The sequence below is a fragment of the Kitasatospora hibisci genome (genome assembly GCF_043950205.1).
In the GTDB taxonomy this organism is placed as follows: domain Bacteria; phylum Actinomycetota; class Actinomycetes; order Streptomycetales; family Streptomycetaceae; genus Kitasatospora; species Kitasatospora hibisci.
Genome location: NZ_CP171642.1, coordinates 5,612,190 through 5,638,405, shown reverse-complemented (window position 1 = coordinate 5,638,405; position 26,216 = coordinate 5,612,190). Strand labels below are relative to the sequence as shown.

25 protein-coding genes are annotated in these 26,216 nt (G+C 72.9%); 5 read left to right on the top strand and 20 right to left on the bottom strand.

Annotation, left to right across the window (positions count from 1 at the left end; translation table 11 throughout):
• Positions 1–4: 4 nt before the first annotated feature.
• The 3 genes from recO to leuA all read right to left on the bottom strand — a co-directional run bounded on the left by recO (position 5) and on the right by leuA (position 3,688).
• The gene (recO, locus tag ACF9IK_RS24635) at positions 5–751 is read right to left on the bottom strand and encodes a DNA repair protein RecO (RefSeq protein ID WP_395296272.1); all 747 of its coding nucleotides are present in this window, start codon (positions 749–751) and stop codon (positions 5–7) included.
• Positions 752–967: 216 nt separating this feature from the next.
• Positions 968–1,630 carry a TerB family tellurite resistance protein gene (locus ACF9IK_RS24630; RefSeq protein WP_395296271.1) on the bottom strand — a complete coding sequence of 221 codons (663 nt, stop codon included), beginning with the start codon at positions 1,628–1,630 and terminating at the stop codon, positions 968–970.
• 261 nt (positions 1,631–1,891) lie between these two features.
• Positions 1,892–3,688 (bottom strand): 2-isopropylmalate synthase, encoded by a 1,797-nt coding sequence (gene leuA / locus ACF9IK_RS24625; protein ID WP_395296270.1) that lies wholly within the window; start codon positions 3,686–3,688, stop codon positions 1,892–1,894.
• Between the two features lie 333 nt (positions 3,689–4,021).
• Between leuA and ACF9IK_RS24620 the strand changes: the two genes are divergently transcribed.
• Positions 4,022–5,041 carry a M4 family metallopeptidase gene (locus ACF9IK_RS24620; protein ID WP_395296269.1) on the top strand — a complete coding sequence of 340 codons (1,020 nt, stop codon included), beginning with the start codon at positions 4,022–4,024 and terminating at the stop codon, positions 5,039–5,041.
• Positions 5,042–5,135: 94 nt separating this feature from the next.
• Positions 5,136–5,402 carry a protealysin inhibitor emfourin gene (locus ACF9IK_RS24615; RefSeq protein ID WP_395296268.1) on the top strand — a complete coding sequence of 89 codons (267 nt, stop codon included), beginning with the start codon at positions 5,136–5,138 and terminating at the stop codon, positions 5,400–5,402.
• Positions 5,403–5,499: 97 nt separating this feature from the next.
• Here ACF9IK_RS24615 and era read toward each other — a convergent pair whose 3' ends face one another.
• The 15 genes from era to hrcA form a co-directional block, all read right to left on the bottom strand.
• On the bottom strand, positions 5,500–6,429 hold the full coding sequence (gene era / locus ACF9IK_RS24610; protein WP_395296267.1) for a GTPase Era: 930 nt from the start codon (positions 6,427–6,429) through the stop codon (positions 5,500–5,502).
• A 50-nt stretch (positions 6,430–6,479) separates the two neighbouring features.
• Entirely contained in the window at positions 6,480–6,641 is a 162-nt protein-coding gene (locus ACF9IK_RS24605) for a hypothetical protein (RefSeq protein ID WP_395296266.1), read from the bottom strand.
• Between the two features lie 120 nt (positions 6,642–6,761).
• Positions 6,762–7,127 (bottom strand): cytidine deaminase, encoded by a 366-nt coding sequence (locus tag ACF9IK_RS24600; RefSeq protein ID WP_395296265.1) that lies wholly within the window; start codon positions 7,125–7,127, stop codon positions 6,762–6,764.
• A 60-nt stretch (positions 7,128–7,187) separates the two neighbouring features.
• On the bottom strand, positions 7,188–7,727 hold the full coding sequence (locus tag ACF9IK_RS24595) for a DUF4383 domain-containing protein (protein WP_395296264.1): 540 nt from the start codon (positions 7,725–7,727) through the stop codon (positions 7,188–7,190).
• Between the two features lie 72 nt (positions 7,728–7,799).
• Positions 7,800–8,036, bottom strand: coding sequence for a hypothetical protein (locus ACF9IK_RS24590; RefSeq protein ID WP_395296263.1), 237 nt, complete (start codon positions 8,034–8,036; stop codon positions 7,800–7,802).
• A gap of 32 nt (positions 8,037–8,068) precedes the next feature.
• Positions 8,069–9,397 carry a hemolysin family protein gene (locus ACF9IK_RS24585; RefSeq protein WP_395296262.1) on the bottom strand — a complete coding sequence of 443 codons (1,329 nt, stop codon included), beginning with the start codon at positions 9,395–9,397 and terminating at the stop codon, positions 8,069–8,071.
• Positions 9,398–9,416: 19 nt separating this feature from the next.
• The gene (gene ybeY / locus ACF9IK_RS24580; protein WP_238741059.1) at positions 9,417–9,911 is read right to left on the bottom strand and encodes an rRNA maturation RNase YbeY; all 495 of its coding nucleotides are present in this window, start codon (positions 9,909–9,911) and stop codon (positions 9,417–9,419) included.
• 14 nt (positions 9,912–9,925) lie between these two features.
• Positions 9,926–11,062: a PhoH family protein gene (locus ACF9IK_RS24575; protein ID WP_395296261.1), complete on the bottom strand. Its 1,137-nt coding sequence runs from the start codon at positions 11,060–11,062 to the stop codon at positions 9,926–9,928.
• Between the two features lie 236 nt (positions 11,063–11,298).
• Entirely contained in the window at positions 11,299–12,222 is a 924-nt protein-coding gene (locus tag ACF9IK_RS24570) for a ribonuclease Z (protein WP_395296260.1), read from the bottom strand.
• Between the two features lie 5 nt (positions 12,223–12,227).
• Entirely contained in the window at positions 12,228–12,581 is a 354-nt protein-coding gene (locus tag ACF9IK_RS24565) for a histidine triad nucleotide-binding protein (RefSeq protein WP_395298673.1), read from the bottom strand.
• Positions 12,582–12,633: 52 nt separating this feature from the next.
• Positions 12,634–13,239 carry an RDD family protein gene (locus ACF9IK_RS24560; RefSeq protein WP_395296259.1) on the bottom strand — a complete coding sequence of 202 codons (606 nt, stop codon included), beginning with the start codon at positions 13,237–13,239 and terminating at the stop codon, positions 12,634–12,636.
• Positions 13,240–13,360: 121 nt separating this feature from the next.
• Positions 13,361–16,594: a S41 family peptidase gene (locus ACF9IK_RS24555; protein ID WP_395296258.1), complete on the bottom strand. Its 3,234-nt coding sequence runs from the start codon at positions 16,592–16,594 to the stop codon at positions 13,361–13,363.
• A gap of 110 nt (positions 16,595–16,704) precedes the next feature.
• Positions 16,705–17,454, bottom strand: a complete 750-nt coding sequence (locus tag ACF9IK_RS24550; protein WP_395296257.1) for a 16S rRNA (uracil(1498)-N(3))-methyltransferase — start codon at positions 17,452–17,454, stop codon at positions 16,705–16,707.
• A 117-nt stretch (positions 17,455–17,571) separates the two neighbouring features.
• A complete protein-coding gene (gene dnaJ / locus ACF9IK_RS24545; protein ID WP_395296256.1) occupies positions 17,572–18,714 on the bottom strand; it encodes a molecular chaperone DnaJ in 1,143 nt (380 codons plus the stop codon).
• A 76-nt stretch (positions 18,715–18,790) separates the two neighbouring features.
• On the bottom strand, positions 18,791–19,825 hold the full coding sequence (hrcA, locus tag ACF9IK_RS24540) for a heat-inducible transcriptional repressor HrcA (RefSeq protein WP_395296255.1): 1,035 nt from the start codon (positions 19,823–19,825) through the stop codon (positions 18,791–18,793).
• 272 nt (positions 19,826–20,097) lie between these two features.
• Here hrcA and htpX point away from each other — a divergent pair, with 272 nt between their 5' ends.
• The 3 genes from htpX to ACF9IK_RS24525 are packed head-to-tail and all read left to right on the top strand — an operon-like array spanning position 20,098 to position 22,495.
• The gene (gene htpX, locus ACF9IK_RS24535) at positions 20,098–21,015 is read left to right on the top strand and encodes a zinc metalloprotease HtpX (RefSeq protein ID WP_238741080.1); all 918 of its coding nucleotides are present in this window, start codon (positions 20,098–20,100) and stop codon (positions 21,013–21,015) included.
• 23 nt (positions 21,016–21,038) lie between these two features.
• A complete protein-coding gene (gene pspAB, locus ACF9IK_RS24530; RefSeq protein ID WP_395296254.1) occupies positions 21,039–21,623 on the top strand; it encodes a PspA-associated protein PspAB in 585 nt (194 codons plus the stop codon).
• Between the two features lie 44 nt (positions 21,624–21,667).
• Complete coding sequence (locus ACF9IK_RS24525) at positions 21,668–22,495, top strand: DUF3097 domain-containing protein (RefSeq protein WP_395296253.1); 828 nt, start codon at positions 21,668–21,670, stop codon at positions 22,493–22,495.
• A gap of 356 nt (positions 22,496–22,851) precedes the next feature.
• Here the strand turns inward: ACF9IK_RS24525 and hemW are convergent, their stop codons facing one another.
• Positions 22,852–24,081, bottom strand: a complete 1,230-nt coding sequence (hemW, locus tag ACF9IK_RS24520; RefSeq protein ID WP_395296252.1) for a radical SAM family heme chaperone HemW — start codon at positions 24,079–24,081, stop codon at positions 22,852–22,854.
• A 58-nt stretch (positions 24,082–24,139) separates the two neighbouring features.
• Positions 24,140–26,062, bottom strand: a complete 1,923-nt coding sequence (locus ACF9IK_RS24515) for an AMP-dependent synthetase/ligase (RefSeq protein ID WP_395296251.1) — start codon at positions 26,060–26,062, stop codon at positions 24,140–24,142.
• Between the last annotated feature and the right edge of the window lie 154 nt (positions 26,063–26,216).

Below are 26,216 nucleotides of genomic sequence, written 5' to 3'. Positions count from 1 at the left end.
GTGCTCACTTCTCCACGTATCTCATCGAGCGGATGCCCCGCTCCAGGTGCCACTGCAGATAGGCCGCGACCAGGCCGCTGCCCTCCCGCCAGTACCTCGGCTCGCAGGTGTCGGCCGTCCGCCAGTCCCCTGACAGCAGCGCCCCGAGCAGTACCAGTGTCTCAGGGGAGGGTACGGCACATCCGGGCACTCGGCAGTCCGCGCAGAGCACGCCGCCCGCCTGGAGCGAGAAGAACCGGTTCGGGCCCTCCAGACCGCACTTGGCGCAGTCGGTGAAGCTCGCGCCGTACCCGTTGACCGCCAGCGAGCGCAGCAGGAAGGCGTCCAGCACCAGGTGCGACTCGTGCGTTCCGGCGGCCAGCGTACGCAGCCCGCCGACCAGCAGCAGGTACTGCTGGACGGCCGGCTCGCCCTCGTTCTCGGCGAACCGCTCCGCCGTCTCCAGCATGGCCGTCCCGGCGGTGTAGCGCCCGTAGTCGGTGACGATCGAGCCGCCGTACGGGGCGTACGTCTCCACCTGGGTGCAGAGCGGCAACCCGCGGCCGACCAGCTCACTCCCCCGGCTGAAGAACTGCACGTCCACGTGTGAGAACGGCTCCAGCCGGGCACCGAACTTGGACTTGGTCTTGCGCACCCCGCGGGCCACCGCGCGCACCTTGCCGTGCTGGCGGGTGAGCAGGGTGATGATCCGGTCGGCCTCGCCGAGCTTCTGCGCCCGGAGCACCACGCCGTCGTCGCGGAAGAGGCTCATGCCGCGGCCCCGCGGCCGGCGTCGAACAGTGTGGACATCCCACCATTGTCGCGCAGGACGGCGGGCGGCCGGCGCACGGAGCGGGGGGCAGCCGTGTGCCCGCACCGGGGCCGTGGGGGTGTGCCGGTCGGTGCGGGTCACGGCGGACCCGGGAGGGGCCGGGCCCGGTTCTGTGGGGGTCTCGGAACAGGTGGCGGCGCCGTTCGGCCGGGAGCCCTAGCGGGAGGCCCGGGTGGCCGCCTCCAGCAGCGCCCCGACCGTGCTCTGCGGCAGGTCCAGGCAGCGCCCGACCGCCGCCAGCGCCTCGCGCTCCTGCGGCAGGTAGCGCCCGTCGGCCAGGGCGATCGCGGCGCCCTGGAGCAGGAGCCGCTCCCGGCCCTGCTGGGCCAGGTGCACGGCGAGCGGTTCGAGCACCGCGTGCAGCTCGGCGGCCAGACCGCCGGCCACGCCGTGGGCGTCGTGCAGCTCCCCGCCGAGGCCGGAGAGCGCGGCCAGCGCCGCCAGCACCTGGGCCTCGCCGCAGTCCTCGAAGCCGGCCTCCCGCACGGCCGCGCAGGCCGCCTCACGGGCCGCCCGGTGAGCGGTGCCGCCGGCGGCGAGCAGGGCCAGCGCGACGGTGTACTGCGCGTCGCGCAGCATCCCGCCCAGGCGGACGCAGGTGGGCTGTTCCAGGCTCTCCACCCCGTACCGGCCGTGGCAGGTGGTGCACTGCACGCTGCCGAGGACGGGGCCGAGCGGCAGCACCGGGGTGCCGAGCAACCGCAGCCACCGCCGGCCGTGTTGCCGGCGGTAGTTGCGGTCGCCACCGCAGCCCGGGCAGAAGAAGTCACCGAGAACGTCAGTCCGCCACCGCGGGCGAACACCCCACAACCCTGTCACGGTGCCACTCCCCAGACACGGCAGGCGGCCTGCACAACCATGGGCAGGTCACGCGACCGGACACCGAGGCCGTCCCACCGACCCGGCTTTCCGGTGCGTCGATGTTGCCACGGTTACCGGCACGTGTCAGCACCTCGAACGGCCCGGAATCCGAAAAAGTGTGGCGCAGGCCACACCCCGCGGCGCCCCGCCCGGCCCGGGCCGACCGGAACGGCGCCGGGCCGCCCCGAAGGACGGCCCGGCGACTACCACTCGTACGAACTACCCGCGCTGCGCGCGGTTGACGGCGCTGATCATCGCCTTCAGCGAGGCCAGCACGGTGTTGCCGTCGATGCCGACGCCCCACAGCACCTTGCCGTCCACCGCGCACTCGACGTACGCGGCGGCCTGGGCGTCGCCGCCCTCGCTCAGCGCGTGCTCGGCGTAGTCCAGCACCCGGACGTCCACGCCGATCCGGGCCAGCGCGTCGGCGAACGCGGAGACCGGGCCGTTGCCGGCACCGGTCAGGGTGACCGGCGCGCCCTCGACGACGGCCTCGGCGGTCAGCGCGTCCCGGCCGTCCTCGGTGGTCAGGGTCCGCGAGCCGCTCAGCGAGATCCGGCCCCACGGGTTGGCCGTGGTCGGCAGGTACTCGTCCTCGAAGACCGCCCAGATGTCGGCCGGGGTGACCTCGCCGCCCTCGGCGTCGGTCTTGGCCTGGATGATCCGGGAGAACTCGATCTGCATCCGGCGCGGCAGGTCCAGCTTGTGGTCGTTCTTCAGGACGTAGGCGACACCGCCCTTGCCGGACTGGCTGTTGACCCGGATGACCGCCTCGTAGGTGCGGCCGACGTCCTTCGGGTCGATCGGCAGGTACGGCACGCCCCAGGTGTGCTCCTCCACCGGTACGCCGGCCGCCTTCGCGTCCGCCTCCAGCGCGTCGAAGCCCTTCTTGATGGCGTCCTGGTGCGAGCCGGAGAAGGAGGTGTACACCAGGTCGCCGGCGTACGGGTGGCGCGGGTGCACCTCCATCTGGTTGCAGTACTCGGCGGTGCGGCGCACCTCGTCGATGTCGGAGAAGTCGATCTGCGGGTCGATGCCCTGCGAGAACAGGTTCATGCCCAGCGTGACCAGGTCGACGTTGCCGGTCCGCTCGCCCTGCCCGAACAGGCAGCCCTCGATCCGGTCGGCGCCGGCCATGTAGGCCAGCTCGGCGGAGGCGACGGCGGTGCCGCGGTCGTTGTGCGGGTGCACCGACAGGCAGACGTACTCGCGGCGGGACAGGTTGCGCGACATCCACTCGAACTGGTCGGCCTGGACGTTCGGGGTGGCCCGCTCGATGGTGGCCGGCAGGTTCAGGATGATCTCGCGGCCCTCGCCCGGCTGCCAGACGTCCATGACCGCCTCGCAGACCTCCAGCGCGAAGTCCAGCTCGGTGTCGACGAAGATCTCCGGCGAGTACTGGAAGCCGAAGACGGTGTCGTCCCCCAGCAGCTTGTCCGCGTACTCCATCACCAGCCGGGTCCCGTCGGTGGCGATCGCCTTGGTGGCTTCCTTGTCGTTGCGGAACACCACCCGGCGGAACAGCGGCGCGGTCGCGTTGTACAGGTGGACGGTCGCCCGCGGGGCGCCCACCAGCGACTCCACCGTCTTCTCGATCAGCTCCTCGCGCGCCTGGGTCAGCACCGAGATGGTCACGTCCTCCGGGATCGCGCCCTCCTCGATCAGCGACCGCACGAAGGCGTGGTCGGTGGCGCCGGAGGACGGGAAGCCGACCTCGATCTCCTTGTAGCCCATCGCGACCAGCAGGTCGAACATCTTCCGCTTGCGGGCCGGGGACATCGGGTCGATCAGCGCCTGGTTGCCGTCCCGCAGGTCGGTGGAGAGCCAGCGCGGCGCCTTGGTGATCACCTTCGACGGCCAGGTGCGGTCCGGCAGGTCGACGGTGCCGAACGGCAGGTAACGGCCGTGACGCATGCCCGCGGACTGCTGGCGGACGCTCGCGGCGGTGATCGGGGTGGGACGGTCGGTGAAGGCCCGACCGGCGGGGACGGACGCGGCGGAGCTCTGCTCGGTCATGGAGGTGACTCTCGGCTTCCTGTGGATGCGGGGCGTGTCGGGGTGAGGTGGACACCCGACTGGCCGGCCTGCTGCCGCTCGCGACCCGTCGTTGGATCGCCCGATTCCTAAGCGCAGCACAGTCCCCGCGGCGAGGGAGCCGGCCCTTTGGTGGACTACAGGCCCTCGACGCGGCAGCTAAGAAGAAGCAGCCCGTTGCGCATGATGTGCTCCAGCGTAACCGAGCGGAGCGCGCCCCCGAAGCGGGCCGGGCGGACATTCCACTCCTTGAGACGGCGCGCGATTTCGTCCGCGCCGGTGACAACACGTCACGCTTGCCTCACTCTTGGCCGCATGACCGCTGAACCGGCGCTCTGCGCGATCGTTCCGCCGTACGTCCTGGACCGCCTCGCCGAGGACGGTCACGAGCCCGCCGCCCGCTCCCTCGCCCTCGACGCCGCGCACCGCACGGCCCGCCTCACCGCCGCCCCGCCCCGGCCGGGCTCCGACCGGCTCGACCGGGTGATCGGCGACGCCGAGCACACCGAACGCCTGCCCGGACGCACCGTCCGCCGGGAGGGCGAGGACCCCGTCGACGACGAGTCCGTCAACCACGCCTACGACGGCCTCGGCGCGACCTACGCGCTCTTCGCAGACGTCTACGGACGCCGCTCGATCGACGACGAGGGCCTGCGACTGGACGCCACCGTGCACTACGGGGTGCTCTACGACAACGCCTTCTGGGACGGCCGGCAGATGGTCTTCGGGGACGGCGACGGCGAGGTGTTCGGCGACTTCGCCGCCTGCATCGACGTGATCGGCCACGAACTCGCCCACGGCGTCACCCAGTTCACCGCCGGCCTGGAGTACCGCGGCCAGCCCGGTGCGCTCAACGAGTCCGTCTCCGACGTGTTCGGCTCCCTGGTCAAGCAGTACGCGCTGCGCCAGGACGCCGCCGACGCGGACTGGCTGATCGGCGCCGGTCTGCTCGCCCCGGGCGTACAGGGCGTCGCGCTGCGCTCGATGAAGGCCCCCGGCACCGCGTACGACGACCCCCGGCTCGGCAAGGACCCGCAACCGGCCCACCTGCGGGACTACGTCCGCACCGCCCGGGACAACGGCGGGGTGCACATCAACTCCGGCATCCCCAACCATGCGTTCTACCTGCTCGCCACCGCACTCGGCGGGCCCGCCTGGGAGCGGGCGGGGCGGATCTGGTACGACGCGCTGACCGGCCGGCGGCTCCCCTCCGACGCCGGATTCACCGCCTTCGCCCGGGCCACCGTCGCGGCCGCCGGGGCCCGCTACCCCGAGCCCTCGGTGGCCGACACCGTGACGGCGGCCTGGGCGCAGGTCGGCGTCAGCACCGGCTGACCGGCGGGATCCGCCGGGCGGGCGGTGGATCCCGCAAGGTCAAGGTCCGGGAAAACCCCGGCAAACACCATCCCTGCGTATCACCATGGACACCATGCGTATCCAGGTGACCCGGACCGGCGGCCTAGCGGGGCAGGTCCGCCATGCGGAACTCGACACCACCGAGCGGATCGACGCCCCGCACGTGCACGCGCTCGCCCGCGAGGCCGTCGCGGGCGGGCTGCGGGCACCCTCGTACGGGGTGCCGGACGGCTTCCACTACGAGATCACCGTCGACGGCCGGACGGTCCACTGCGCCGACCCCAAGCTCACCGACTCGCAGCGCGAGCTGGTCTCGCTGGTGCTGCGCGAGGGTGCCTAGGGCGACCGACCGACAACGCGGAACGGCGGCCCGTCCGGAGCGTCCGGGCGGGCCGCCGTCGCGGCTCCGGACCGGAAGCCGAGCGTGCCGCCCCGGGTCAGAAACCGAGCTTGCGCAGCTGCTTCGGGTCCCGCTGCCAGTCCTTGGCCACCTTGACGTGCAGGTCCAGGTAGACCGGCGTGCCGAGCAGCGCCTCGATGTGCTTGCGGGCGGTGGTGCCGACGTGCTTGAGCCGCGAGCCCTTGGCGCCGATCACGATCGCCTTCTGGCTCTGGCGCTCGATGTAGACGTTGGCGTGGATGTCCAGCAGCGGGCGGTCCGCCGGGCGGCCCTCGCGCGGGAGCATCTCCTCGACCACGACCGCCAGCGAGTGCGGCAGTTCGTCCCGGACGCCCTCCAGGGCCGCCTCGCGGATCAGCTCGGCGACCATGATCTGCTCGGGCTCGTCGGTGAGGTCGCCGTCCGGGTAGAGCGGCATGCCCTCCGGGAGCAGCTTGGTGATCAGCTCGGCGACCAGGTCGACCTGCTTGTCGCCGACGGCGGAGACCGGGATGATCTCGGCCCACTCGATGCCCAGCTCGACACCGAGCTGCTGGACCGCGATCAGCTGCTCGGCGAGCCGCTTGGAGTCGACCAGGTCGGTCTTGGTGACGACGGCCACCTTGGGGGTCTTCTTGATCTCGGCGAGCTCCTTGGCGATGAACTTGTCGCCGGGGCCGAGCTTCTGGTCGGCGGGCAGGCAGAAGCCGATCACGTCGACCTCGGCCCAGGTGGTGCGGACCAGGTCGTTGAGGCGCTCGCCGAGCAGGGTGCGCGGCTTGTGCAGGCCGGGGGTGTCGACCAGGACGAGCTGGGCGTCCGGGCGGTGCACGATGCCGCGGACGGTGTGCCGGGTGGTCTGCGGGCGGTCGGAGGTGATCGCGACCTTCGTCCCCACCAGGGCGTTGGTCAGGGTCGACTTGCCCGCATTGGGACGGCCGACGAAGCACGCGAAGCCGGAGCGGTACGAGGAGGAAGGGGCATTCATGGGCTCCATTCTCCCTGATCACCCGAGCCGGGACGGACGCGCCGCCGGGGTCAGCCCTTCTTGCCGCCGCCCAGCGAGGAGATCCCCATGATCAGCACCATCAGCAGGAAGGCCACCGAGCCCCAGAGCCAGAACGGCGAGCCGGTCTCCTGCCACTTGCCCATGCCCATCACGCCCAGCAGCAGCCCTGCGAAGAACGCGTACGGCCCCATCTCTCCAGCCCTCTCACCGCGCCAACTTCCGGTGAGATTATCGGCTGAACGAAGGCGCCCACACAGCGCGGGCCGGGCGCCCCGGGTCACGGCCCCGGGCGCCCGGAGGTGCGTCGCCGGTCAGCGGGCCCCGACCGAGAGCCGAAGCGCGCCGTCCGGACCGGCCAGCAGCACCGGCGTCCCGGCCCCGCCGAGGTCCCGCACGGCGGCCAGGTCGACCTCGGCAGGCTCCCCGGCCTCGGTCACCACGGCCGCCGCCTCCAGCGACTTCGCACCGCTGGCCACCGCCATCGCGACCGCCGTCTGCAGCGCGCTCAGCCGCAGCGACTCCAGCGCGACCGTCCCGGCCACGTAGGTGCGCCCGGTCTCGTCGCGCACCGCGGCCCCCTCCGGGACGCCGTTGCGGGCGCGGGCGGAGCGGGCCAGGGTGATGATCTTCTTGTCTTCGGGGTCGATCTCGACGATGTCACTCATGCCGCCGAGCATAGGACGCCGCTCCGGTCGGCCGTCCAGACGTTCCGTCCCGGCCGCCGGCCGGCGCCGGCCTCAGTGGCCGATCGGGTTCGGCGGGCCGGGCCGCATGACCTTGACGAAGGTCTTGGGGCCTGACGGCAGCGGCTCCTCGTGGCCGGCGCGCCGCTGCCAGTACGGATTGTCGTGCGGCAGGTGGCTGCTGACCCGCCCGTACATCCCGAAGGTGGTGAGCACCAGCCCGAAGATGAAGGCGAACAGCACGTTGGCCATCCGGAAGTTCAGGATGTTGGCGTCCGGCCTGCCGAGCACCGTCAGGCCGTAGAAGCCGGAGAGCACGAACAGCACCCCGGCCGCCATGTTCAGGTTGGCGGCGACGTTCCCGCCGATGAAGGCGCCGATCACGAGGACGCCGCCCACCACGATGGAGAGGATGCTCAGCGCACCGTTGGTGGACATCCCGGCGACGTCGTTCCCCTCCGTGGACAGGAAGCCCGGGTGGTCCGCCAGCCCGAGGCAGCCGAACACGATCAGGAAGACTCCCCCGAGCCCCGCTCCGATCCGCCACACCGTGGCGAGCTTGCGGTCGACGGGCAGTTCGTCTTTCAGCTTCATGGTGACCTCCGCAGGGGACGTCGGACGGCCTTGTCCACGCTACTCCGGAATCCCGGGAGCGCCCGGCCGGGGCTAGCTGTAGGGGTGGCTCCCCTCCATGTGCGGCACCTCGTGCATGTAGAGCGAGCCGCACTGCTGGCAGCAGCGCAGCCCGGTGCCCCACTCCTCCTCCGCCCGGGTCTCGGCGTCGGTGTCCATCGTGCGGCCGCAGAGGGCCGTCGCGGGATCGGAGGCCCGGACGACGTGCCAGGTCCTCGCCCCGGCCGACCGACCCTGCGGGCCGTACTCCGCACGCAGTAGATGACTCATGACGCCATCGTCGCCCCGCCGCCGCCCGGGCGCTACTCGCCGACCTCCTCGACGGGCCGGTCGGCGGCCCGGCGGACCGGGAGGGCGACCATCGAGCCGATCCGGTTGCGCCGGCCGGCCGAGCTCTCCGCGGTGAGCCGGATGCCGGACAGCGTGGAGGTGGTGTCCTCCGGGAGCGGGATCTCGCAGGACGAGCCCGGGATCGGCACCCGGCCGAGGTGCTTGGCCAGCAGGCCGCCGACGGTCTCGACGTCCTCGTCCTCCAGCTCGATCCCGAACAGCTCGCCCAGGTCCTCGACCAGCAGCCGGGCGGTGATCCGGTACGAGCCGTCCCCGAGGTCCTCCACCGGCGCGATCTCGCGGTCGTACTCGTCGGTGATCTCGCCGACGATCTCCTCCAGGATGTCCTCGATGGTGACCAGCCCGGCCGTGCCGCCGTACTCGTCGATCACGATCGCGACGTGCGAGCGGATCTGCTGCATCTCGCGCAGCAGGTCGGCGGCCGGCTTGGAGTCCGGGACGAACACGGCCGGCCGCATCACGCTGCCGACCTCGTCCGACTCGGACTCCCGGTTCACGTGGGTGCGGCGGACGAGGTCCTTGAGGTAGACGATGCCGACCACGTCGTCCTCGTTGTCGCCGACCACCGGGATCCGCGAGAAGCCCGAGCGCAGCGCCAGGGTGAGCGCCTGCCGGACGGTCTTGTGCCGCTCGATCATCACCAGGTCGGTGCGCGGCACCATCACCTCGCGGACGATGGTGTCGCCCAGCTCGAAGACGGAGTGCACCATCCGGCGCTCCTCGTCCTCGATCACGTCGTTCTTCTCGGCGAGGTCGACCAGGGCCCGCAGCTCCGCCTCGGAGGCGAACGGACCCTCCTTGTAGCCCTTGCCGGGGGTCAGCGCGTTGCCGAGCAGGATCAGCAGCTTCGGGATCGGGCCGAGCACGGCGGCCAGCGGAAGCAGCACGAAGGAGGCCGCCGTCGCGGTGGTCAGCGGGTGCTGGCGGCCGATCGTGCGCGGCGAGACGCCGACCGCCACGAACGACACCAGCACCATCACGCCGAACGCCAGCAGCACGGCCTGCCAGGTCTCGTCGAGGTTGCGCACGCAGACCACGGTGACCAGCACCGCGGCCGCCATCTCGCTGGCCACCCGGATCAGGGTGGCCAGGTTGAGGTAGCGGATCGGGTCGGAGGCCACCGTCAGCAGCCGGGCCGACCCGCGCCGCCCGGCCCGGACGGCCTCCTCCGCACGGAACCTCGACACGCGGGAGATGCCCGCTTCGGCGCACGCGGCCAGCCAGCCGAGCACGACGAGCAGCACGGCACCGAGGATGAAGCTCGTACTCTCACCACTCACAGGGGTTCGGGCTCCGCGCTCAGTGGGTGGTGGGGGCCGGGGAGATGCCGCCGAGGCCGCGGCCGGCCCGCCAGCCGTCCAGGATGGCCTTCTGGAGGCCGAACATCTCCTCCTCCTCGTCCGGCTCCTCGTGGTCGTAGCCGAGCACGTGCAGCACGCCGTGGACGGTCAGCAGCTGCAGCTCCTCGTCCATCGAGTGCTTGGACGGCGCCGCCTTGCCCTGCTGCTCGGCGACCTCGGGGCAGAGCACGATGTCGCCGAGCAGGCCCTGCGGCAGCTCCTCGCCCTCCTTGCCGGGGCGCAGCTCGTCCATCGGGAAGGACATCACGTCCGTCGGGCCCGGGAGGTCCATCCACTGGATGTGCAGCTCCTCCATCGCCGCACCGTCCACCAGGATCACGGACAGTTCGGACTGCGGGTGGATCCGCATCTTGTCCAGTGCGTAGCGGGCGACGTCGAGGATGGCTTCCTCGTCGGCGTCCCAACCGGACTCGTTGGCGATGTCGATCGACATGACGGGCTGGTTACTCAGCTTTCGGTGCGATGGGACTGTCGGGGTGCGCGGGGCGCGGTCGCCTTGCCGGTACGCCGCTGGGCGGGCTTGCGGGCGGCCGTCGGAGCGGTGTCCTCGGCCTCCTGGCGGGCGTCCCAGCGCTCGTAGGCGTCCACGATCCGGCCGACCAGCTTGTGGCGGACCACGTCGGTGCTGGTGAGGACGGAGAAGTGGATGTCGGGCACGTCGGCCAGGATCTCCTGGACGACCTTGAGGCCGCTGCGGGTGCCGCCCGGGAGGTCGATCTGGCTGGTGTCGCCGGTGACGACCACCCGGGAGTTGAACCCGAGGCGGGTGAGGAACATCTTCATCTGCTCGGGCGAGGTGTTCTGGGCCTCGTCCAGGATGATGAAGGCGTCGTTGAGGGTGCGGCCGCGCATGTAGGCGAGCGGGGCCACCTCGATGGTGCCGGCCGCCATCAGCCGCGGGATGGAGTCCGGGTCCATCATGTCGTGCAGCGCGTCGTAGAGCGGGCGCAGATACGGGTCGATCTTCTCGAAGAGGGTGCCGGGCAGGAAGCCCAGCCGTTCCCCCGCCTCGACGGCCGGGCGGGTCAGGATGATCCGGTTGACCTCCTTGGCCTGGAGGGCCTGGACGGCCTTGGCCATCGCGAGGTAGGTCTTGCCGGTACCGGCCGGGCCGAGGCCGAAGACGATCGTGTGCCTGTCGATCGCGTCGACGTAGCGCTGCTGGTTGAGGGTCTTGGGGCGGATGGTGCGGCCCCGGTTGGACAGGATGTTCGCGGTGAACACCTGGGACGGCGCCGGGCTGTCAGGGTCGTCGACGGCGCTCCGGAGCATCGCGATGGAGCGCTCCACGGAGTCCTCCGTCAGGGGCTGGCCAGTGCGCAGCACCAGCATCATCTCGTTGAAGAGCTGCTGGACGAGGGCCACCTCGGCGCGCTCTCCGGTGGCGGTCACCTCGTTGCCGCGGACGTGGATGTCGGCGGCGGGGAAGCCCCGTTCGATCACCCGCAGCAGCGAGTCGGCGGTGCCGAGCAGGGTGACCATCGGGTGCTTCTCGGGGACGACGATCCGGGCGCTGACGCGGCCGTCGCCGGCCGTCTCGGGGCGCGACTGTCCGTTGGTACGGGTCTGCGATGTGTCACTCATAGGTCGGCGCTGAGGCCTGCCTCATCCCATCCGTCTCTCGTGGGCCGCTCGGTTCTCTCCGGGGCACCAGGGTACGCCGCGCGCGTGATCGCCGCGGCGGGCGGCGGGGCCGCACCCGACGATGCTGCGGCAGATCGCGGGGCGGCGCGAGCGGTTTTCCGGGCCGCCCGCGGCCGGTCCGCCGGTCGGCCGCGCCCCGGTCGCCGCCCGGTCCCGGCCCGGGCCGCGGCGGACGGTCACGGCCGGCGCCGGGGCGGCACGGGCACCCGGGCGAGGTCCTCGGCGAGCACCACCGTGCCGTCGAAGTGCTTGCGGGCGTCGGCGAGGTGCTGGCCGAGGTCCGGGTAGCGCTGCGAGAAGTGGGTCAGCACCAGGGTCCGGACGCCTGCCTCGGCGGCCACCTTGGCGGCCTGGCCCGCGGTGAGGTGGCCGTGCTCCTCGGCGAGCCGGGCGTCGGCGTCGGTGAAGGTCGCCTCGATGACCAGCAGGTCGGTCCGCTCGGCGAGCTCGTGGACGCCGTCGCAGAGCCGGGTGTCCATCACGAAGGCGAAGCTCTGGCCGGGCCGGGGCTCGCTGACCTGGTCCAGGGTCACCTGCCGGCCGCCCACCTCGATCGCCCCGAGGTGCTGCAGCCGGCCGACGTCCGGCCCGGCGATGCCGAGGGCGGCGAGCCGCTCCGGCACCAGCCGGCGGCCGTCCGGCTCGGTGAGCCGGTAGCCGAAGGACTCGACCGGGTGCGAGAGCCGGACGGCGTCCAGCGCGAAGCGGGCGCCGGGAGCCGGCAGCGGGCCGGGCTCGTCGATCGGGCGGGGGCGCAGCACGGCCGTCTCGTGGAAGGCGGTGGCGTGCCGCAGCCGCTCGAAGTAGACCTCGCCGGAGGCCGGGAAGTAGACGTCCACCGGGTGCGGCACGCGGTCCAGGTTGATCCGCTGGATCACCCCGGCGAGGCCCAGGCTGTGGTCGCCGTGGAAGTGCGTCACGGCGATCCGGGTCAGCTGGGTGGCGGAGACCCCTGCGTGCAGCATCTGCCGCTGGGTGCCCTCGCCCGGGTCGAACAGCAGGCCCTCGCCGTCCCAGCGCAGCAGGTAGCCGTTGTGGTTGCGGTGGCGGGTCGGCACCTGGCTGGCGGTGCCGAGGACGACGAGTTCGCGCTGTGACACGTCGGTCAGACCATGCGCTCGTTCATCGGGATGCCGCCGAGCACGTGGACGTGCGCGTGGAAGATGGTCTGTCCCGCGCCGGCACCGGTGTTGAAGATCAGACGATAGTCCCGGATGCCCTCGTCCTCGGCGACCCGGCCGGCCTCGGCGAGCAGCTCGCCGGCGATCTCCGGCTCGGCCGCGGCGAGCGCGGCGGCGTTCGGGTAGTGGACGTGCGGGATGACCAGGACGTGCGTCGGGGCCTTCGGGGCGATGTCGCGGAAGGCGAGGGTGCGCTCGGTCTTGCGCACCACGGTGGCCGGGATCTCGCCCGCCACGATCTTGCAGAACAGGCAGTCGGACTGCGGCTCGCCGGCCATCGGGGTCTCCTCGCGGTGTCGCACGGTGTCGGTCGGGGTGTACGGCCGCATGCTAGCCGAGCCGCGCCGCGGCCTGCTGGTAGTCGCTCAGATGCTTCCGGCGCACCACGCGGACGCCGAAGACCTCCCCGTCCTCGAAGTCCTCGGTGATCAGCGAGACCGCGATGATCACGAAGCCGATCGCCCAGCGCTTGGTGAGCCGCCAGGTGTGCGGGCGGCTGCCGTCCTTCTTGCGGATCACCCGGAGCGCCATCAGCCCCTTGCCCACGCTGAAGCCGGTGAGCCGGGCGAACAGCACCTGGTTGACGTAGGAGACGCCGAAGCCGACGGCGAGCAGGGCCATGAAGTACGAGCCGGGGTGGTCGCTCTTCGGACCGCCGACGGCCTTGGCGGCGATGACGCCCAGGACGACGGCGAGCAGCCAGTCGAGGATGATCGCCGGGTAGCGGCGGAAGCCGCTCGCCTCCTTCGGCCGGGGCACCCGGGCGTGGGGCGGCTGCTGCGGCTCCTGCCCGTAGGACTGCGGGTGGCCGTACGGCTGGGCCTGCGCGTACTGCTGCGGGTGCCCGTAGGACTGGGGCTGCCCGCCGTACTGCTGCTGGGGCGGGTACGGCTGCTGGGCGTACTGCTGCGGGGCGTACTGCTGTGAACCGTACAAACCCGGTGGATATCCCTGTGCCACGACCGCCCCCGTACCTACCGATGATCAAGAACAGCCCCGCATCCTACCCAGGCCCGGAGCGGGAGGTCGGACCGGCCGACCCCCCGTTCCCCCACGGCTACTGCCAGGGCATCGGCGGCGGCGTCTTGGCCGGGGTCTCGGCCAGGGCGGCCAGCGCGATCCGGACGCCCTCCGCCAGCTGCGGGTCCTCCCCCGCGGCCCAGTGGTGCGGTGCGAACGGCACCTCGACGTCCGGGTCGACGCCGTGGTTCTCCACACCCCAGCCGTAGCCCTCCAGCCAGAAGGCGTACTTGGGCTGGGTCACCAGCGTGCCGTCGACCAGGCTGTAGCGGCTGTCGATGCCGATCACCCCGCCCCACGTCCGGGTGCCGACCACCGGGCCGAGCTTGAGCGCCTGGATGGCGGCGTTGACGATGTCGCCGTCCGAGCCGGAGTACTCGTCGGCGAGCGCCACCACCGGCCCGCGCGGGGCGTCGCCGGGGTAGGGCACCGGGCTGGTGATGTCCCGGGCGACGTCCCAGCCGACGATCCGGCGGGCCAGCTTCTCGATCACCAGCTGGGAGGTGTGGCCGCCCCGGTTCTCCCGGATGTCGACGATCACGCCCTCCTTGGCCATCTCGGAGCGCAGGTCCCGGTGGATCTGCGCCCAGCCGGTGGTCTGCATGTCGGGGATGTGCAGGTAGCCGAGCCGGCCGCCGGACAGCTCGCGCACGGCGGCCCGCCGGCCGGACACCCAGTCGTGGTAGCGCAGCGGCTCGTCGTCGGCCAGCGGGACGACCACCGGGTGGCGCTGGTCGGTGCCGTCCTTGCCGGCCACGGTCAGCTCGACCGGCTGCCCGGCGGTGCCGGCCAGCAGCGGCGCCGGACCGGTGACCCGGTCCACCGGGCGGCCGTTGACGGCGAGGATCGCGTCGCCCGGCCGGATCGCGGCGCCGGGCGCGGCCAGCGGCGAGCGGGCCCGCGGGTCGGAGGACTCGCCCGGCAGGATGCGGGCGATCCGCCAGACGTCCCCGTCCCTGACGAGGTCCGCGCCGAGCAGACCCTGCCGGCGGGCGGCCTCGGTGTGGACGCCGTGCGGCAGCACGTAGGCGTGCGAGGTGCCGAGCTCGCCGTGCACCTCCCAGAGCACGTCCACCAGGTCGTCGTGCGAGCCGACCCGGTCGACCAGCGGCCGGTAGCGGTCCAGCACGCCGGCCCAGTCCACCCCGTCGAGGTCGGGGCGCCAGAAGTTGTCGCGCATCAGGCGGCCGTTCTCCTCGTACATCTGCCGCCACTCCGCCGCCGGGTCGACGGTCACCCGCAGCCGGGTGAGGTCGACGTCGACCTCGTCGTCCTCGCCCGCCTTGTGGTCGGCCGGGACGATCCGCAGCCCGCCCTCGTCCAGCACGGCGATCCGGCTGCCGTCACCGCTCACCGCGAACCCGTCGAGGCCGTCGACCAGCTGCTCGGCCCGGCGCTTGCGCAGGTCGAACCGCTCCAGCGCCGGGCGCGGCCGCTCGTCCTCCAGCGAGGCCGCCTCGTCGCCGAGCTCACCGATCAGCGGGACCCTCGTCCAGAGCACGGCGTCCTTGGCTGCGCGCAGGGCGCCGAACCGGCCGCCCTCGACCGGGAACGGGATGATCCGGTCGGCGATGCCGTCCAGGTCGACCCGGGTGACCGGCGGCGCGTCCCCGGCGGACTCCTCGCCGTCGGCCTTCCGGCCCTTGGAGTCCTCGTCCTCCCCGCCGACCGGCCGCCCGGCCCGCTGCGGCCCGAACGGGGACGGGGTGTCGGCGGCCAGCGTGACCAGGTACGGGCGGCAGCCGTTGGGGAACGACAGGTCGAAGACGTGCGAGTCGTAGACCGGGTCGAAGTTGCGCACCGAGAGGAACGCCAGGTGGCGGCCGTCGGAGGTGAAGGCCGGCGAGGTGTCGACGAACCGCTGCGGGGTGACCTCGCTGACCGTGCGGGTGGCCAGGTTGGCGAGCACGATCTGGCGCAGCGAGAAGGGGCCCATGCCGGGGGCCGGACGGGACCAGGCCAGCCAGGCCGAGTCGGGGCTGAACGCCAGGCCGCTGACCTCGCCGTCGGTGCTGCGCTCCAGCTCGTGCACGGTGCCGTCGGCGAGCGCGACCAGCAGCACCCGGCCGTCGTGCGAGCCGACCGCCGCCTGCTTGCCGTCCGGCGAGACGACCAGCGAGCGGACCCGGCCGAGCCGGCCGCCGGCCAGCCGGCGGCGCTCGGCGCCGAGCACGGCGGGGGCGTACTCCAGTGCGTCGTCGCCGTCCGCGTCGGTCACCCAGAGCACGCCCTGCCCGCCGTCCTCGCCCGGCACCACCCGGGCCTGCCGGCCACGGACGCCGGGTGTCTCGTCCAGCACCCGGGCCGGGCCCTCCCGGTGGGTCAGCCAGTGCACGGTGCCGCGCACGACGACGGCTCCGGCCCGGCCGGTGCGGTCGGGGGCGGCGGTCTCCAGCCAGTGCGCGGCGTGCACCGGTCGGGGGCGGCGCCCGGCCCGCTGGCCGGCCGGGCGGATGTCCAGGCGGCGCGGCTCGGCGCCGGCCAGGTCGTCCAGCAGCCAGAGGTCGCCGGCGCCGTGCCAGACCACCCGGGTGCCGTCGGTGCTCGCGTTGCGGGCGTAGAAACCGTCCGGCGAGGTGGTGTGGCGGCGCAGGTCGGAGCCGTCGGGGAGGCTGGAGTAGAGCTCGCCGACGCCCTCGTGGTCGGCGAGGAAGGCGATCCGGTCGCCGACCCAGAGCGGCGAGGACAGCTGGCCGTCGAGGTCCTCGTGGACCCGGACGAACTCCTCGCGGCCGATCCAGAGCTTGCCGGCCCGGCCACCCCGGTACCGCTTCCACCAGGCCGGCTCCCGGTTGTTCACGGTGGAGAGCAGCACCCGGTCGCCGTCCGGTTCGAACGCCAGCCCGCCGATCGGCCCGTACGGCAACCGGACCGGCTCGCCGCCGTCCAGCGGCACCGCGTGCGCCCAGGTGCGGCGCAGCGTGGACTGCCCGGCGGTGGTGGTGGCGACCGGCCGGCCGTCGGCCGTCCACCCCTCCAGCCGGGTCTGGCCGCTGCCCCAGTAGGTCAGCCGCCGGGACGGGCCGCCGTCCACCGGGGCGACGTGCACCTCGGGGGCGCCGTCCCGGGTGGAGGTGAAGGCGATGTGCCGGCCGTCCGGGGAGAAGCGCGGGTAGCGGACCGGGGCGTGGTCGGCGGTCAGCCGCCAGGCCCGGCCACCGTCCACCGGAGCCAGCCAGACGTCGTTCTCGGCCACGAAGGTGACCAGGTCACCGTGCAGGTGCGGGTGGCGCAGGTAGGCGCCGGCGGAGGTGCTCGGGGATTCGCTCACGCCGCCAGCCTAGGCACGTACGCGCACGGCACACCGGCTTTTCGGCAACAGCCGACTCCTGCGGGCGACGGCGGTGGCCGGGGAGGCGGCCGTCGCCCCGGGGCGTCGGGTCAGCCCCAGCGGCCGGTGCGGCCCAGCAGCAGGGCGCCGGCGGCCACCCCGGCGGTCGAGGTGCGCAGCACCGAGGCGCCGAGCCGGTAGGGCTTGGCGCCGGCCTCGGCGAAGGCGGCCAGCTCCTCCGGCGAGACGCCGCCCTCGGGGCCGACCACCAGCACGATGTCCCCCGCGGCGGGCAGGGCGGCGCCGGCCAGCGGCTCGGCGCCCTCCTCGTGCAGCACCCCGGCGAACGCGGCGGCGGCCAGCACCGGGGCCAGCTGGCGGGTCGTCATCGGCTCGCGGACCTCGGGGAAGCGCAGCCGGCGGGACTGCTTGCCGGCCTCGCGCGCGGTGGACCGCCACTTGGCGAGCGCCTTGGCGCCGCGCTCGCCCTTCCACTGGGTGATGCAGCGGGAGGCCGACCACGGGATCACCGCGTCCACGCCGACCTCGGTCATGGTCTCCACGGCCAGCTCACCCCGGTCGCCCTTGGGCAGCGCCTGGACGACGACGATCCGAGGGGCCGGCTCGGGCTCCCGGCGGACGGCGGCCACCGCCACGTCCACGGCGTCCTTGCCGTGCACCGCGGCGACCGTGCCGTCCACGCCGAGGCCGAGGCCGTCCGCGAGGGTCACCGCCTCGCCCGGCTCCAGCCGCTTGACGGCCGCGGCGTGCCGCCCCTCCGGGCCGTCCAGCCGGACCACCGCGCCGGGTGCGGCGGTGGCGAGCTGCGCGGTCTCGACGACGAACACGGGCGCGGTCATGGCGGTTCCTGGAGGTGGGACGGGCGGGGGAACGACGGCGCCCGGCGACCCTCGCGGATCACCGGGCACCGGCGGTGCGGGCGACGGCCCGGTCGGCGACCGTCCGTCGGACCGGGGTCAGCGGCCGTTGAAGGCGTCCTTCAGCCGGGAGAACAGCCCCTGCTGGCCCGGCGCGAACTGGCCGGCCGGCCGTTCCTCGCCGCGCAGCACCGCCAGGCGGCGCAGCAGCTCCTCCTGCTCGGGGTCGAGCTTGGTGGGCGTCTGCACCTCGACATGCACTATCAGGTCGCCCCGGCCGGTGCCGCGCAGATGGGTGATGCCGCGGCCGTGCAGCGGGATCGACTGGCCGGACTGGGTGCCGGGCCGGATGTCGACCTCCTCCAGGCCGTCCAGCGTCTGCAGCGGCACCTGGGTGCCCAGCGCGGCGGCCGTCATCGGGATGGTCACCGTGCAGTGCAGGTCGTCCCCGCGGCGCTGGAAGACGGTGTGGGTGCTCTCGGCGATCTCGACGTAGAGGTCGCCGGCGGGGCCGCCGCCGGGGCCGACCTCGCCCTCGCCGGCCAGCTGGATCCGGGTGCCGTTGTCGACACCGGCCGGGATCTTGACGGTCAGGGTCCGGCGGGCGCGGACCCGGCCGTCGCCGGCGCACTCGGGGCACGGGGTCGGCACGACGGTGCCGAAGCCCTGGCACTGCGGGCAGGGGCGGGAGGTCATGACCTGGCCCAGGAAGGACCGGGTGACCTGGGAGACCTCGCCCTTGCCGCGGCACATGTCGCAGGTCTGCGCGGAGGTGCCGGGCGCGGCGCCCTCACCGCTGCAGGTGGTGCAGGTGACGGCGGTGTCGACCTGGAGCTCCTTGGTGGTGCCGAACGCGGCCTCCTCCAGGGTGATCTCCAGGCGGATCATGGCGTCCTGGCCGCGCCGGGTCCGCGAGCGCGGGCCGCGCTGGCCGGAGGCGGCGCCGAAGAAGGCGTCCATGATGTCGGAGAAGCCGAAGCCCGCCGCGCCGGCGCCGAAGCCTCCCGCTCCCGCGCCGCCGTTCGGGGAGAGCGGGTCCCCGCCGAGGTCGTAGACCTGCCGCTTCTGCGGGTCGGAGAGCACCTCGTAGGCGGCGTTGATCTCCTTGAACCGCTCCTGCGTCTTCGGGTCCGGGTTGACGTCCGGGTGCAGTTCGCGTGCCAGGCGCCGGAACGCCTTCTTGATCTCGTCCTGCCCCGCATCCCGTCGGACGCCGAGTACCGCGTAGTAGTCCGTGGCCACCAAATGCTCCGCTTGTTCCGCCTGTAGAAGTGCCTGCGACTGGGACCACCGCCGGAATTCCCGACGGCGGCCGTTCCTACGACTCGGCCAGGATCTGGCCGAGGTACCGTGCCACCGCTCGCACCGCCCCCATTGTGCCCGGATAGTCCATCCGGGTCGGACCGATCACACCCAGTTTGGCCACGCTCTCGTCGCCCGAACCGTAACCGACCGAGACGACCGAAGTGGAATTGAGCCCTTCGTAGGCGTTCTCGCGGCCGATCCGCACCGTCATCCCGGCGTCCGCGGTCTCACCCAGGAGGCGGAGCAGGACGACCTGCTCCTCCAGCGCTTCGAGCACCGGCTGGATGGTCAGCGGGAAGTCGTGGCCGAAACGGGTCAGGTTGGCCGTGCCGGCCAGCATGATCCGCTCCTCGTTCTGCTCGGCGAGCGCCTCGAACAGCGTCGCCAGGATGGTGGTGACGGTCGGCCGGTCGGCCGCCTCGAACAGCGCCGGCAGGTCCTCCAGCAGCCCCGGGACCTCCGGCAGCCGCCGGCCGACGGCCCGCGTGTTGACCTTGGCGCGCAGGTCCGCGAGGACCGCCTCGCCGACGGCACCGGGGCAGTCGACCATCCGCTGCTCGACCCGGCCGGTGTTGGTGATCAGCACCAGCATCACCTTGCCCGGGCCCAGGGCCACCAGCTCGATGTGCCGCACGGTGGAACGGGACAGCGAGGGGTACTGGACCACCGCGACCTGGCGGGTCAGCTGGGCGAGCAGCCGGACCGTGCGGGCGACCACGTCGTCGAGGTCGACGGCACCGTCCAGGAAGTGCCGGATCGCCCGCCGCTCGGGCGCGCTCATCGGCTTGACCTCGGCCAGCTTGTCGACGAAGAGGCGGTACCCCTTGTCGGTGGGGATCCGCCCCGCGCTGGTGTGCGGCTGATGGATGTAGCCGTCCTCCTCCAGCGCCGACATGTCGTTGCGGACCGTCGCCGGTGACACACCGAGGTTGTGCCGCTCGACCAGGGCCTTGGAACCGACCGGCTCCTCGGTGCCCACGTAGTCCTGGACGATGGCGCGAAGCACCGCGAGCTTGCGGTCGTCCAGCTGGCGGACCTCACCGGCCATGGGGCACGCACCTCCGTCTTCGCACGTTGTCCGTTGTGACATGTGTTCCGTACCTGCACGTTCCGGGCCGAACCGGGCGACCCCGCTCCTGGCACTCTGAACACACGAGTGCCAGAACCGTATCTGCCAGTGTAAGGCCCGGGTCCCACCGCAGGAACGGCCCGGCCGGGGTGATCCTGCCCGCAGTCCGCGACGGCGGGCCGCGCGCCGGATGATGCCCCGCGCCGGTCCGAGTGGGAGCATCGACAACAGACGGCGAACGGAGGACAGCGATGTCGACCTCGGGCCAGCCCACCCGCTTCGCACCGGACCGCGGCCTCACCGGCCGGATGGTCGCCACGATGTTCTTCATCGGCCTGCTCTACGTCGGCTTCACCGGACTGCTGATCGCGCTGTTGCGCGGCGCCTGGCCGCTGATCGTGCTGATCTCCGGCGGCCTGTTCGTCGCCCAGTTCTGGTTCAGCGACAAGATCACCGAGCGGGCGATGGGCGCCCACCGGGTGACCCCCGAGCAGTACCCCCAGCTGCACGGCGCCGTCGACCGGCTCTGCGCGCTCGCCGACATGCCCAAGCCCCGGGTGGCGGTCGCCGACAACGACATGCCGAACGCCTTCGCCACCGGCCGCAACCCGCAGAACGCGGTGGTGTGCGTCACCACCGGCCTGCTGCGGCGACTGGAGCCGGAGGAGCTGGAGGGCGTCCTCGCGCACGAGCTGTCGCACGTCGCCCACCGGGACGTCGCGGTGATGACCGTCGCCGGCTTCCTCGGGGTACTGGCCGGGGCGATGACCCGGATCGCGGTGTACGGCGGGTTCGCCGGCGGCCGGAGCAACAACGACTCCAACGCCGCGATCGTCGCACTGATCATCCCGCTGGTGTCGGTGGTGGTCTACGCGATCAGCTTCCTGCTGACCAGGCTGCTCTCCCGCTACCGGGAGCTGGCCGCCGACCGTGCCGCCGCCCAGCTCACCGGCCGGCCCAGCGCGCTCGCCTCGGCGCTGACCAAGGTGACCGGGCAGATCGCCGCGATCCCCACCAAGGACCTGCGCCAGGCGCAGCCCTACAACGCCTTCTACTTCGCCCCCGCGCTGAGCGCCCGGGAGACCGCCACCCAGCTGTTCTCCACCCACCCCTCGCTGGAGCGGCGGCTGGAGCAGCTGGCCCGGATCTCGGCCCGGCTCGGCCGCTGACCGCCGCCTCGGAAGGGACCGCCGTGGGAATCCTGGACGCGCTGTTCGGCCGCACCAAGCCGGTCAAGCCCGACCTCGACCAGCTGTTCGGCGTGCCGTCGGCCGCGCTGACCCTGGAGGCGGCCTCCGGCTTCCGCCCGACCGGGCTCGGCTCGGTCTGCTTCGCCTCCGTCGAGGGCGGCGCCTTCGTCGAGGTCGAGCGGCAGGTGCGGGCGCTGCTGGACGCCGACACCGGGCGCGGCGGCGTCCCGGTGGAGGCCTCCACGGACGCGTACGGCTACTCCTGGCTGCTGGTGCGGCACCCGCCGGGGGAGCTGCCGGAGCTGGTCACCGACCTGCACGCGGTCAACAGCGAGCTGGAGGGGAACGGCTTCGGCCCGCAGTTGCTCTGCTCGATGGTCGGGTTCCGGGACGAACAGGGCCGCTCGCTGGCGCTGGTCTACCTCTACAAGCGCGGCACCTTCTACCCGTTCGCGCCGATGCCTGGCGGCGGCGAGAAGCGCAACAGCCCGCTGGAGCTGCAGGTCAGCGCCTCGCTCGGGAACGACCTGCGGCTGGAGAAGGACCTCACCCGCTGGTTCCCGGTCTGGGGCGCGCCGGGCCTGTGACGGGCCGTCGGCGCGGCGCGGCGGCGCTGCCTATAGTCGCCTGCATGCGAAGCCGCCAGTACGGACCCGACCTGACCCCGCCGTGGAAGAAGCAGCAGCCCGCCCCCGAGGTACCGGCCGAACGGGACCTGGTGGTGGAGGAGGCGGCGACCGGCTTCTGCGGCGCGGTGGTGCGCTGCGAGAAGACCGCCGAGGGCTTCACCGTCACCCTGGAGGACCGTTTCGGCAAGCACCGGGTCTTCCCGCTGGTGCCGCGCGGCTTCCTGCTGGAGGGCCGCACCGTCACCCTGGTGCGCCCCGCCGGGCCGGCCCCCGCCCGGACTCCCGGGCGCACGGCCTCCGGCTCGGTGGCCGTACCCGGGGCCCGTGCCCGGGTGGCCCGCGAGTCCCGGATCTACGTCGAGGGCCGGCACGACGCCGAGCTGGTCGAGCGGGTCTGGGGTGACGACCTGCGGATCGAGGGCGTGGTGGTCGAGTACCTGGAGGGCGTGGACGACCTGCCGGCGATCGTCGCCGAGTTCGCCCCCGGCCCGGGCCGCCGCCTCGGCGTCCTGGTCGACCACCTGCTGCCCGGCACCAAGGAGCACCGGATCGCGGCCCGGGTCACCGGCGAGGCCGTCCTGGTGGTCGGCCACCCCTACATCGACATCTGGCAGGCGGTGAAGCCGGCCAGCGTCGGCATCCCGGCCTGGCCCGCCGTCCCGCGCGGGGAGGACTGGAAGGAGGGCACCTGCCGCCGCCTCGGCTGGCCGGTCGACACCCCCGCCGCGTGGAAGCGGGTCCTCTCGGGGGTCGACTCCTACAAGGACCTGGAGCCCGAGCTGCTGGGCCGGGTCGAGGAGCTGATCGACTTCGTCACCCTGCCGGAGTGACCCCGGTCGGCCGAAGAAGCGGAACCCGACGGTGTCCAGCGTCACGCCGAGCGGATCGATCGGGACCGGCTCGCCGAACTTGCTCGTCCGCTCGGACAGGTCGTCCGGCAGGCCGGAAGCCGTCGTCCGGCTCGGCTCGGTGAGCAGCACGCACACCCCCCTTGATCGGGTCCACGATCAGGCAGGCCGGGACCGCCCCGCCCGCGTACAGCTCCCGCTCGACGTGGTAGTCACGGTGGATGAGCTCGGCCTTGACGCCTTCCGGTACCTCCAGGTTCCGGGAGATCCCGGTCGTCCGCTCATCGACGGCGGTCATCGCACGCTCGCTCCGACGGCTGACACCACGCCAACGAACGTCAGTCCACCAGGTCACGCACCACGGCGTCGGCCAGCAGGCGGCCCTGGAGGGTGAGGGCGGCGCGGCCGGCGGCGTACGGGCCGGGGGCCAGCAGACCGTCGGCGAGGGCCCGGTCGGCGGCCTCCCGGCCGGTGCCGGTGAGCAGGTCGAGCGGGACGCCCTCGGCGAGGCGCAGTTCGAGCAGGATGCGCTCGACCCGGCGGTCCTCGGCGGAGAGGAGCTCGCGCCCCTGCGCGGGCGTGCGGCCCTCGGCGAGCGCCTGCGCGTAGGCGGCGGGGTGCTTGGCGTTCCACCAGCGGACGCCGCCGACGTGGCTGTGCGCGCCGGGACCGGCGCCCCACCAGTCGGCCCCGGTCCAGTAGAGCTCGTTGTGGCGGCAGCGGCCCTCGGGGGTGGTGGCCCAGTTGGAGACCTCGTACCAGGAGTAGCCGGCGTCGGCGAGCGCCTCCTCGGCGATCAGGTAGCGGTCGGCGTGCACGTCGTCGTCGATCATCGGCAGCTCGCCGCGCTTGACCCGGGCGGCGAGCCGGGTGCCGTCCTCGACGATCAGCGAGTAGGCCGAGACGTGGTCCGGTCCGGCGCCGATCGCGGCGTCCAGGGAGGCCCGCCAGTCGTCGTCGGACTCGCCGGGGGTGCCGTAGATCAGGTCGAGGTTGACGTGCTCGAAGCCGGCCGCGCGGGCCTCGGCGACGCAGGCCTCGGGGCGGCCGGGGGTGTGGTGGCGGTCCAGCAGCTGCAGCACGTGCGGGCGGGCCGACTGCATGCCGAAGGAGATCCGGTTGTAGCCGCCCTCCCGCAGCTCGGCCAGGTAGGCCGGGTCGACGGACTCGGGGTTGGCCTCGGTGGTGACCTCGGCGTCCTCGGCGAGCCCGAACTCCTCCCGGATCGCGGCCAGCATCCGGACCAGGTCGCGGGCGGGCAGCAGGGTGGGCGTGCCGCCGCCGAGGAAGACCGTCCGCACCGGCAGCTCGGCGGAGCCGAGCACCTTCCGGGCCAGCCGGATCTCGGCGACCACGTTGTCCGCGTAGGTCTCCTGCGAGGCGACCGCGCCCGAGGAGCGCAGCTCGGTGGCGGTGTAGGTGTTGAAGTCGCAGTAGCCGCAGCGGCTCGCGCAGTACGGCACGTGCAGGTAGAAGCCGAACGGCCGCGGCCCGAGCCCGGCGAGGGCGTGCGCGGGCAGGGAACCGTCGGACGGCACGGGTTCGCCGTCGGGAAGTGCGGAGGGCATGACCCCATTGTCCCGTACGGCCCGCGGAAGCCCGCGGGCCGTACCGGAGCAATGCGGATCAGGCCTCGTTGGCCCCCGCGTACATGGCGGTGACGGCGTCCGCGTAGGTCCTCTCGACCACCGGGCGCTTGATCTTCAGGCTCGGGGTGAGCTCGCCGTGCTCCACGTCGAGGTCGCGCGGCAGCAGGTGGAACTTCTTGATCGTCTGCCAGCGCTGCAGATCGGCGTTGAGCCGCTTGACGAAGCCCTCGATCAGCTGGTGCACCTGCGGCTCGACGGCCAGCTCGGCGTAGGACCTGCCGGCCAGTCCGTGCTCGGCGGCCCACGGCATGATCACGGCCTCGTCCAGGCCGATCAGCGCGGTGCAGTAGTTGCGGCCGTTGCCGATCACCAGGACGTTGCTGACGAAGGGGCAGACCGCCTTGAACTTGCCCTCGACCTCGCTCGGCGCGACGTACTTGCCGCCGGAGGTCTTGAACAGGTCCTTCTTGCGGTCGGTGATCCGCAGGAAGCCGTCCGGGCTGAGCTCGCCGATGTCCTCGGTGTGGAACCAGCCGTCCGGCTCAAGCACCTCCGCGGTCTTCTCCGGCAGGTCGTGGTAGCCGCGCATGATGCCGGGGCCGCGCAGCAGGATCTCGCCGTCCCCGGCGATCCGCACCTCGGTGCCGGGCAGCGGTCGGCCGACGGTGCCGATCCGGATGTCCTCCGCGCGGTTGACGGTCGAGCCGGCGCTGGTCTCGCTGAGGCCGTAGCCCTCCAGGATCGGCACCCCGGCGCCCAGGAAGAAGTAGCCGATCTCGGGGGCGAGCGCCGCACTGCCGGAGACCGCGCCGCGCAGCCGCCCGCCGAACGCGGCCCGGATCTTCGCGTACACCAGCTTGTCGGCGAGCGCGTGCTGCAGCCGCAGCGCGGCAGGGACGCCGTCGCGGCCGGTGGCGATCCGGTTGGCCTGGGTCGTCCGGGCGTAGTCGCGGGCGACCTTGGCGGCCCAGAGGAAGATCTTGTACTTGGCCCCGCCCTCGGCCCTGGCCCGGCCGGCGATGCCGTTGTAGACCTTCTCGAAGATGCGCGGCGCCGACGCCATGACGGTCGGCCGGATCGTCGGCAGGTTGTGGATGATCCGGTCCACCCGGCCGTCCACCGCCATCACGTGGCCGGTCGAGATCTGGCCGGAGATCAGCGTCTTGCCGAACACGTGCGACAGCGGCAGCCACATGAACTGCACGTCGTCGGCGCGCAGCAGCCCGCTGGCCTCCTGCGCCCGGCCCTCGTACGCCCAGCAGTCGTGCACCAGGCGCACGCCCTTGGGTCGGCCGGTGGTGCCCGAGGTGTAGATCAGGGTGGCCAGCTGCTCCTTGTCGAGCCCGGCGACGGCCTTCTCGATCGCGTCCGGGTGCTGCTCCAGGTACTCCGCGCCGCGCTGCTCCAGCTCGGCGAGGGTCAGCAGGTCGAGGCCGGCCGTCTCGGGGGCCTCTCCGGGGGCGTCGAAGAGGATCACGGTGCGCAGCTCGGGCAGCTGCTCGATCTGCTCGACGGCCTTGGCGAGCTGCGCGGCGTTCTCCGCGAACAGCGCCTTCGATCCGGAGTTGGCGAGGATGAACGCCGTCTCGTCCGCGTTGGTGCTCGGGTAGACGGTGGTGGTCGCGGCGCCCGCGCACATGTTGCCGAGGTCCGCGATGATCCACTCCACCCGGGTGGAGGAGGCCAGGGCGACCCGGTCCTCGGGCCGGATGCCGAGCGCCATCAGCCCGGCGGCCACCGCTTTCACCCGGACGGCGGTCTGCGCCCAGGTCAGCGAGCGCCACTGCTCGGCGCCCGGGGCTCCGTCGGCCGCCTGCTCGTCCACCGGGGCGGGGTAGCGGTAGGCCTCGGCGCCGGGAGTGGCGGCGACCCGCTCAAGGAACAGGTGGGCGACGGAGGCCGGACGCCCGGTGACGATGTCGGCGCTGCCGGAGCCGATCAGGGACTGCGCGGAACTCAACGAGGACCTCCGGTGGCGGGTGGCCGTCTGAGGGGTGGTCGCGGCGCCCGTGGGGGCGGTCGCCGGGCCCCGGGTTCACCGGTTCGATACCAGCGAGTAACAAAGGGGCCACCAGCAGCCTAGGGGGAAACCGGTCGATGCGTAAGGGGGCAGA

Bases quoted from the DNA above. Each gene is read 5' to 3' on its own strand.
- recO (WP_395296272.1), bottom strand. From the start codon at position 751: ATGAGCCTCTTCCGCGACGACGGCGTGGTGCTCCGGGCGCAGAAGCTC.
- leuA (WP_395296270.1), bottom strand. From the start codon at position 3,688: ATGACCGAGCAGAGCTCCGCCGCGTCCGTCCCCGCCGGTCGGGCCTTC.
- ACF9IK_RS24620 (WP_395296269.1), top strand. From the start codon at position 4,022: ATGACCGCTGAACCGGCGCTCTGCGCGATCGTTCCGCCGTACGTCCTG.
- ACF9IK_RS24615 (WP_395296268.1), top strand. From the start codon at position 5,136: ATGCGTATCCAGGTGACCCGGACCGGCGGCCTAGCGGGGCAGGTCCGC.
- era (WP_395296267.1), bottom strand. From the start codon at position 6,429: ATGAATGCCCCTTCCTCCTCGTACCGCTCCGGCTTCGCGTGCTTCGTC.
- ACF9IK_RS24605 (WP_395296266.1), bottom strand. From the start codon at position 6,641: ATGGGGCCGTACGCGTTCTTCGCAGGGCTGCTGCTGGGCGTGATGGGC.
- ACF9IK_RS24600 (WP_395296265.1), bottom strand. From the start codon at position 7,127: ATGCTCGGCGGCATGAGTGACATCGTCGAGATCGACCCCGAAGACAAG.
- ACF9IK_RS24595 (WP_395296264.1), bottom strand. From the start codon at position 7,727: ATGAAGCTGAAAGACGAACTGCCCGTCGACCGCAAGCTCGCCACGGTG.
- ACF9IK_RS24590 (WP_395296263.1), bottom strand. From the start codon at position 8,036: ATGAGTCATCTACTGCGTGCGGAGTACGGCCCGCAGGGTCGGTCGGCC.
- ybeY (WP_238741059.1), bottom strand. From the start codon at position 9,911: ATGTCGATCGACATCGCCAACGAGTCCGGTTGGGACGCCGACGAGGAA.
- ACF9IK_RS24575 (WP_395296261.1), bottom strand. From the start codon at position 11,062: ATGAGTGACACATCGCAGACCCGTACCAACGGACAGTCGCGCCCCGAG.
- ACF9IK_RS24565 (WP_395298673.1), bottom strand. From the start codon at position 12,581: ATGGCCGGCGAGCCGCAGTCCGACTGCCTGTTCTGCAAGATCGTGGCG.
- ACF9IK_RS24550 (WP_395296257.1), bottom strand. From the start codon at position 17,454: ATGACCGCGCCCGTGTTCGTCGTCGAGACCGCGCAGCTCGCCACCGCC.
- hrcA (WP_395296255.1), bottom strand. From the start codon at position 19,825: ATGGCCGGTGAGGTCCGCCAGCTGGACGACCGCAAGCTCGCGGTGCTT.
- htpX (WP_238741080.1), top strand. From the start codon at position 20,098: ATGTCGACCTCGGGCCAGCCCACCCGCTTCGCACCGGACCGCGGCCTC.
- ACF9IK_RS24525 (WP_395296253.1), top strand. From the start codon at position 21,668: ATGCGAAGCCGCCAGTACGGACCCGACCTGACCCCGCCGTGGAAGAAG.
- hemW (WP_395296252.1), bottom strand. From the start codon at position 24,081: ATGCCCTCCGCACTTCCCGACGGCGAACCCGTGCCGTCCGACGGTTCC.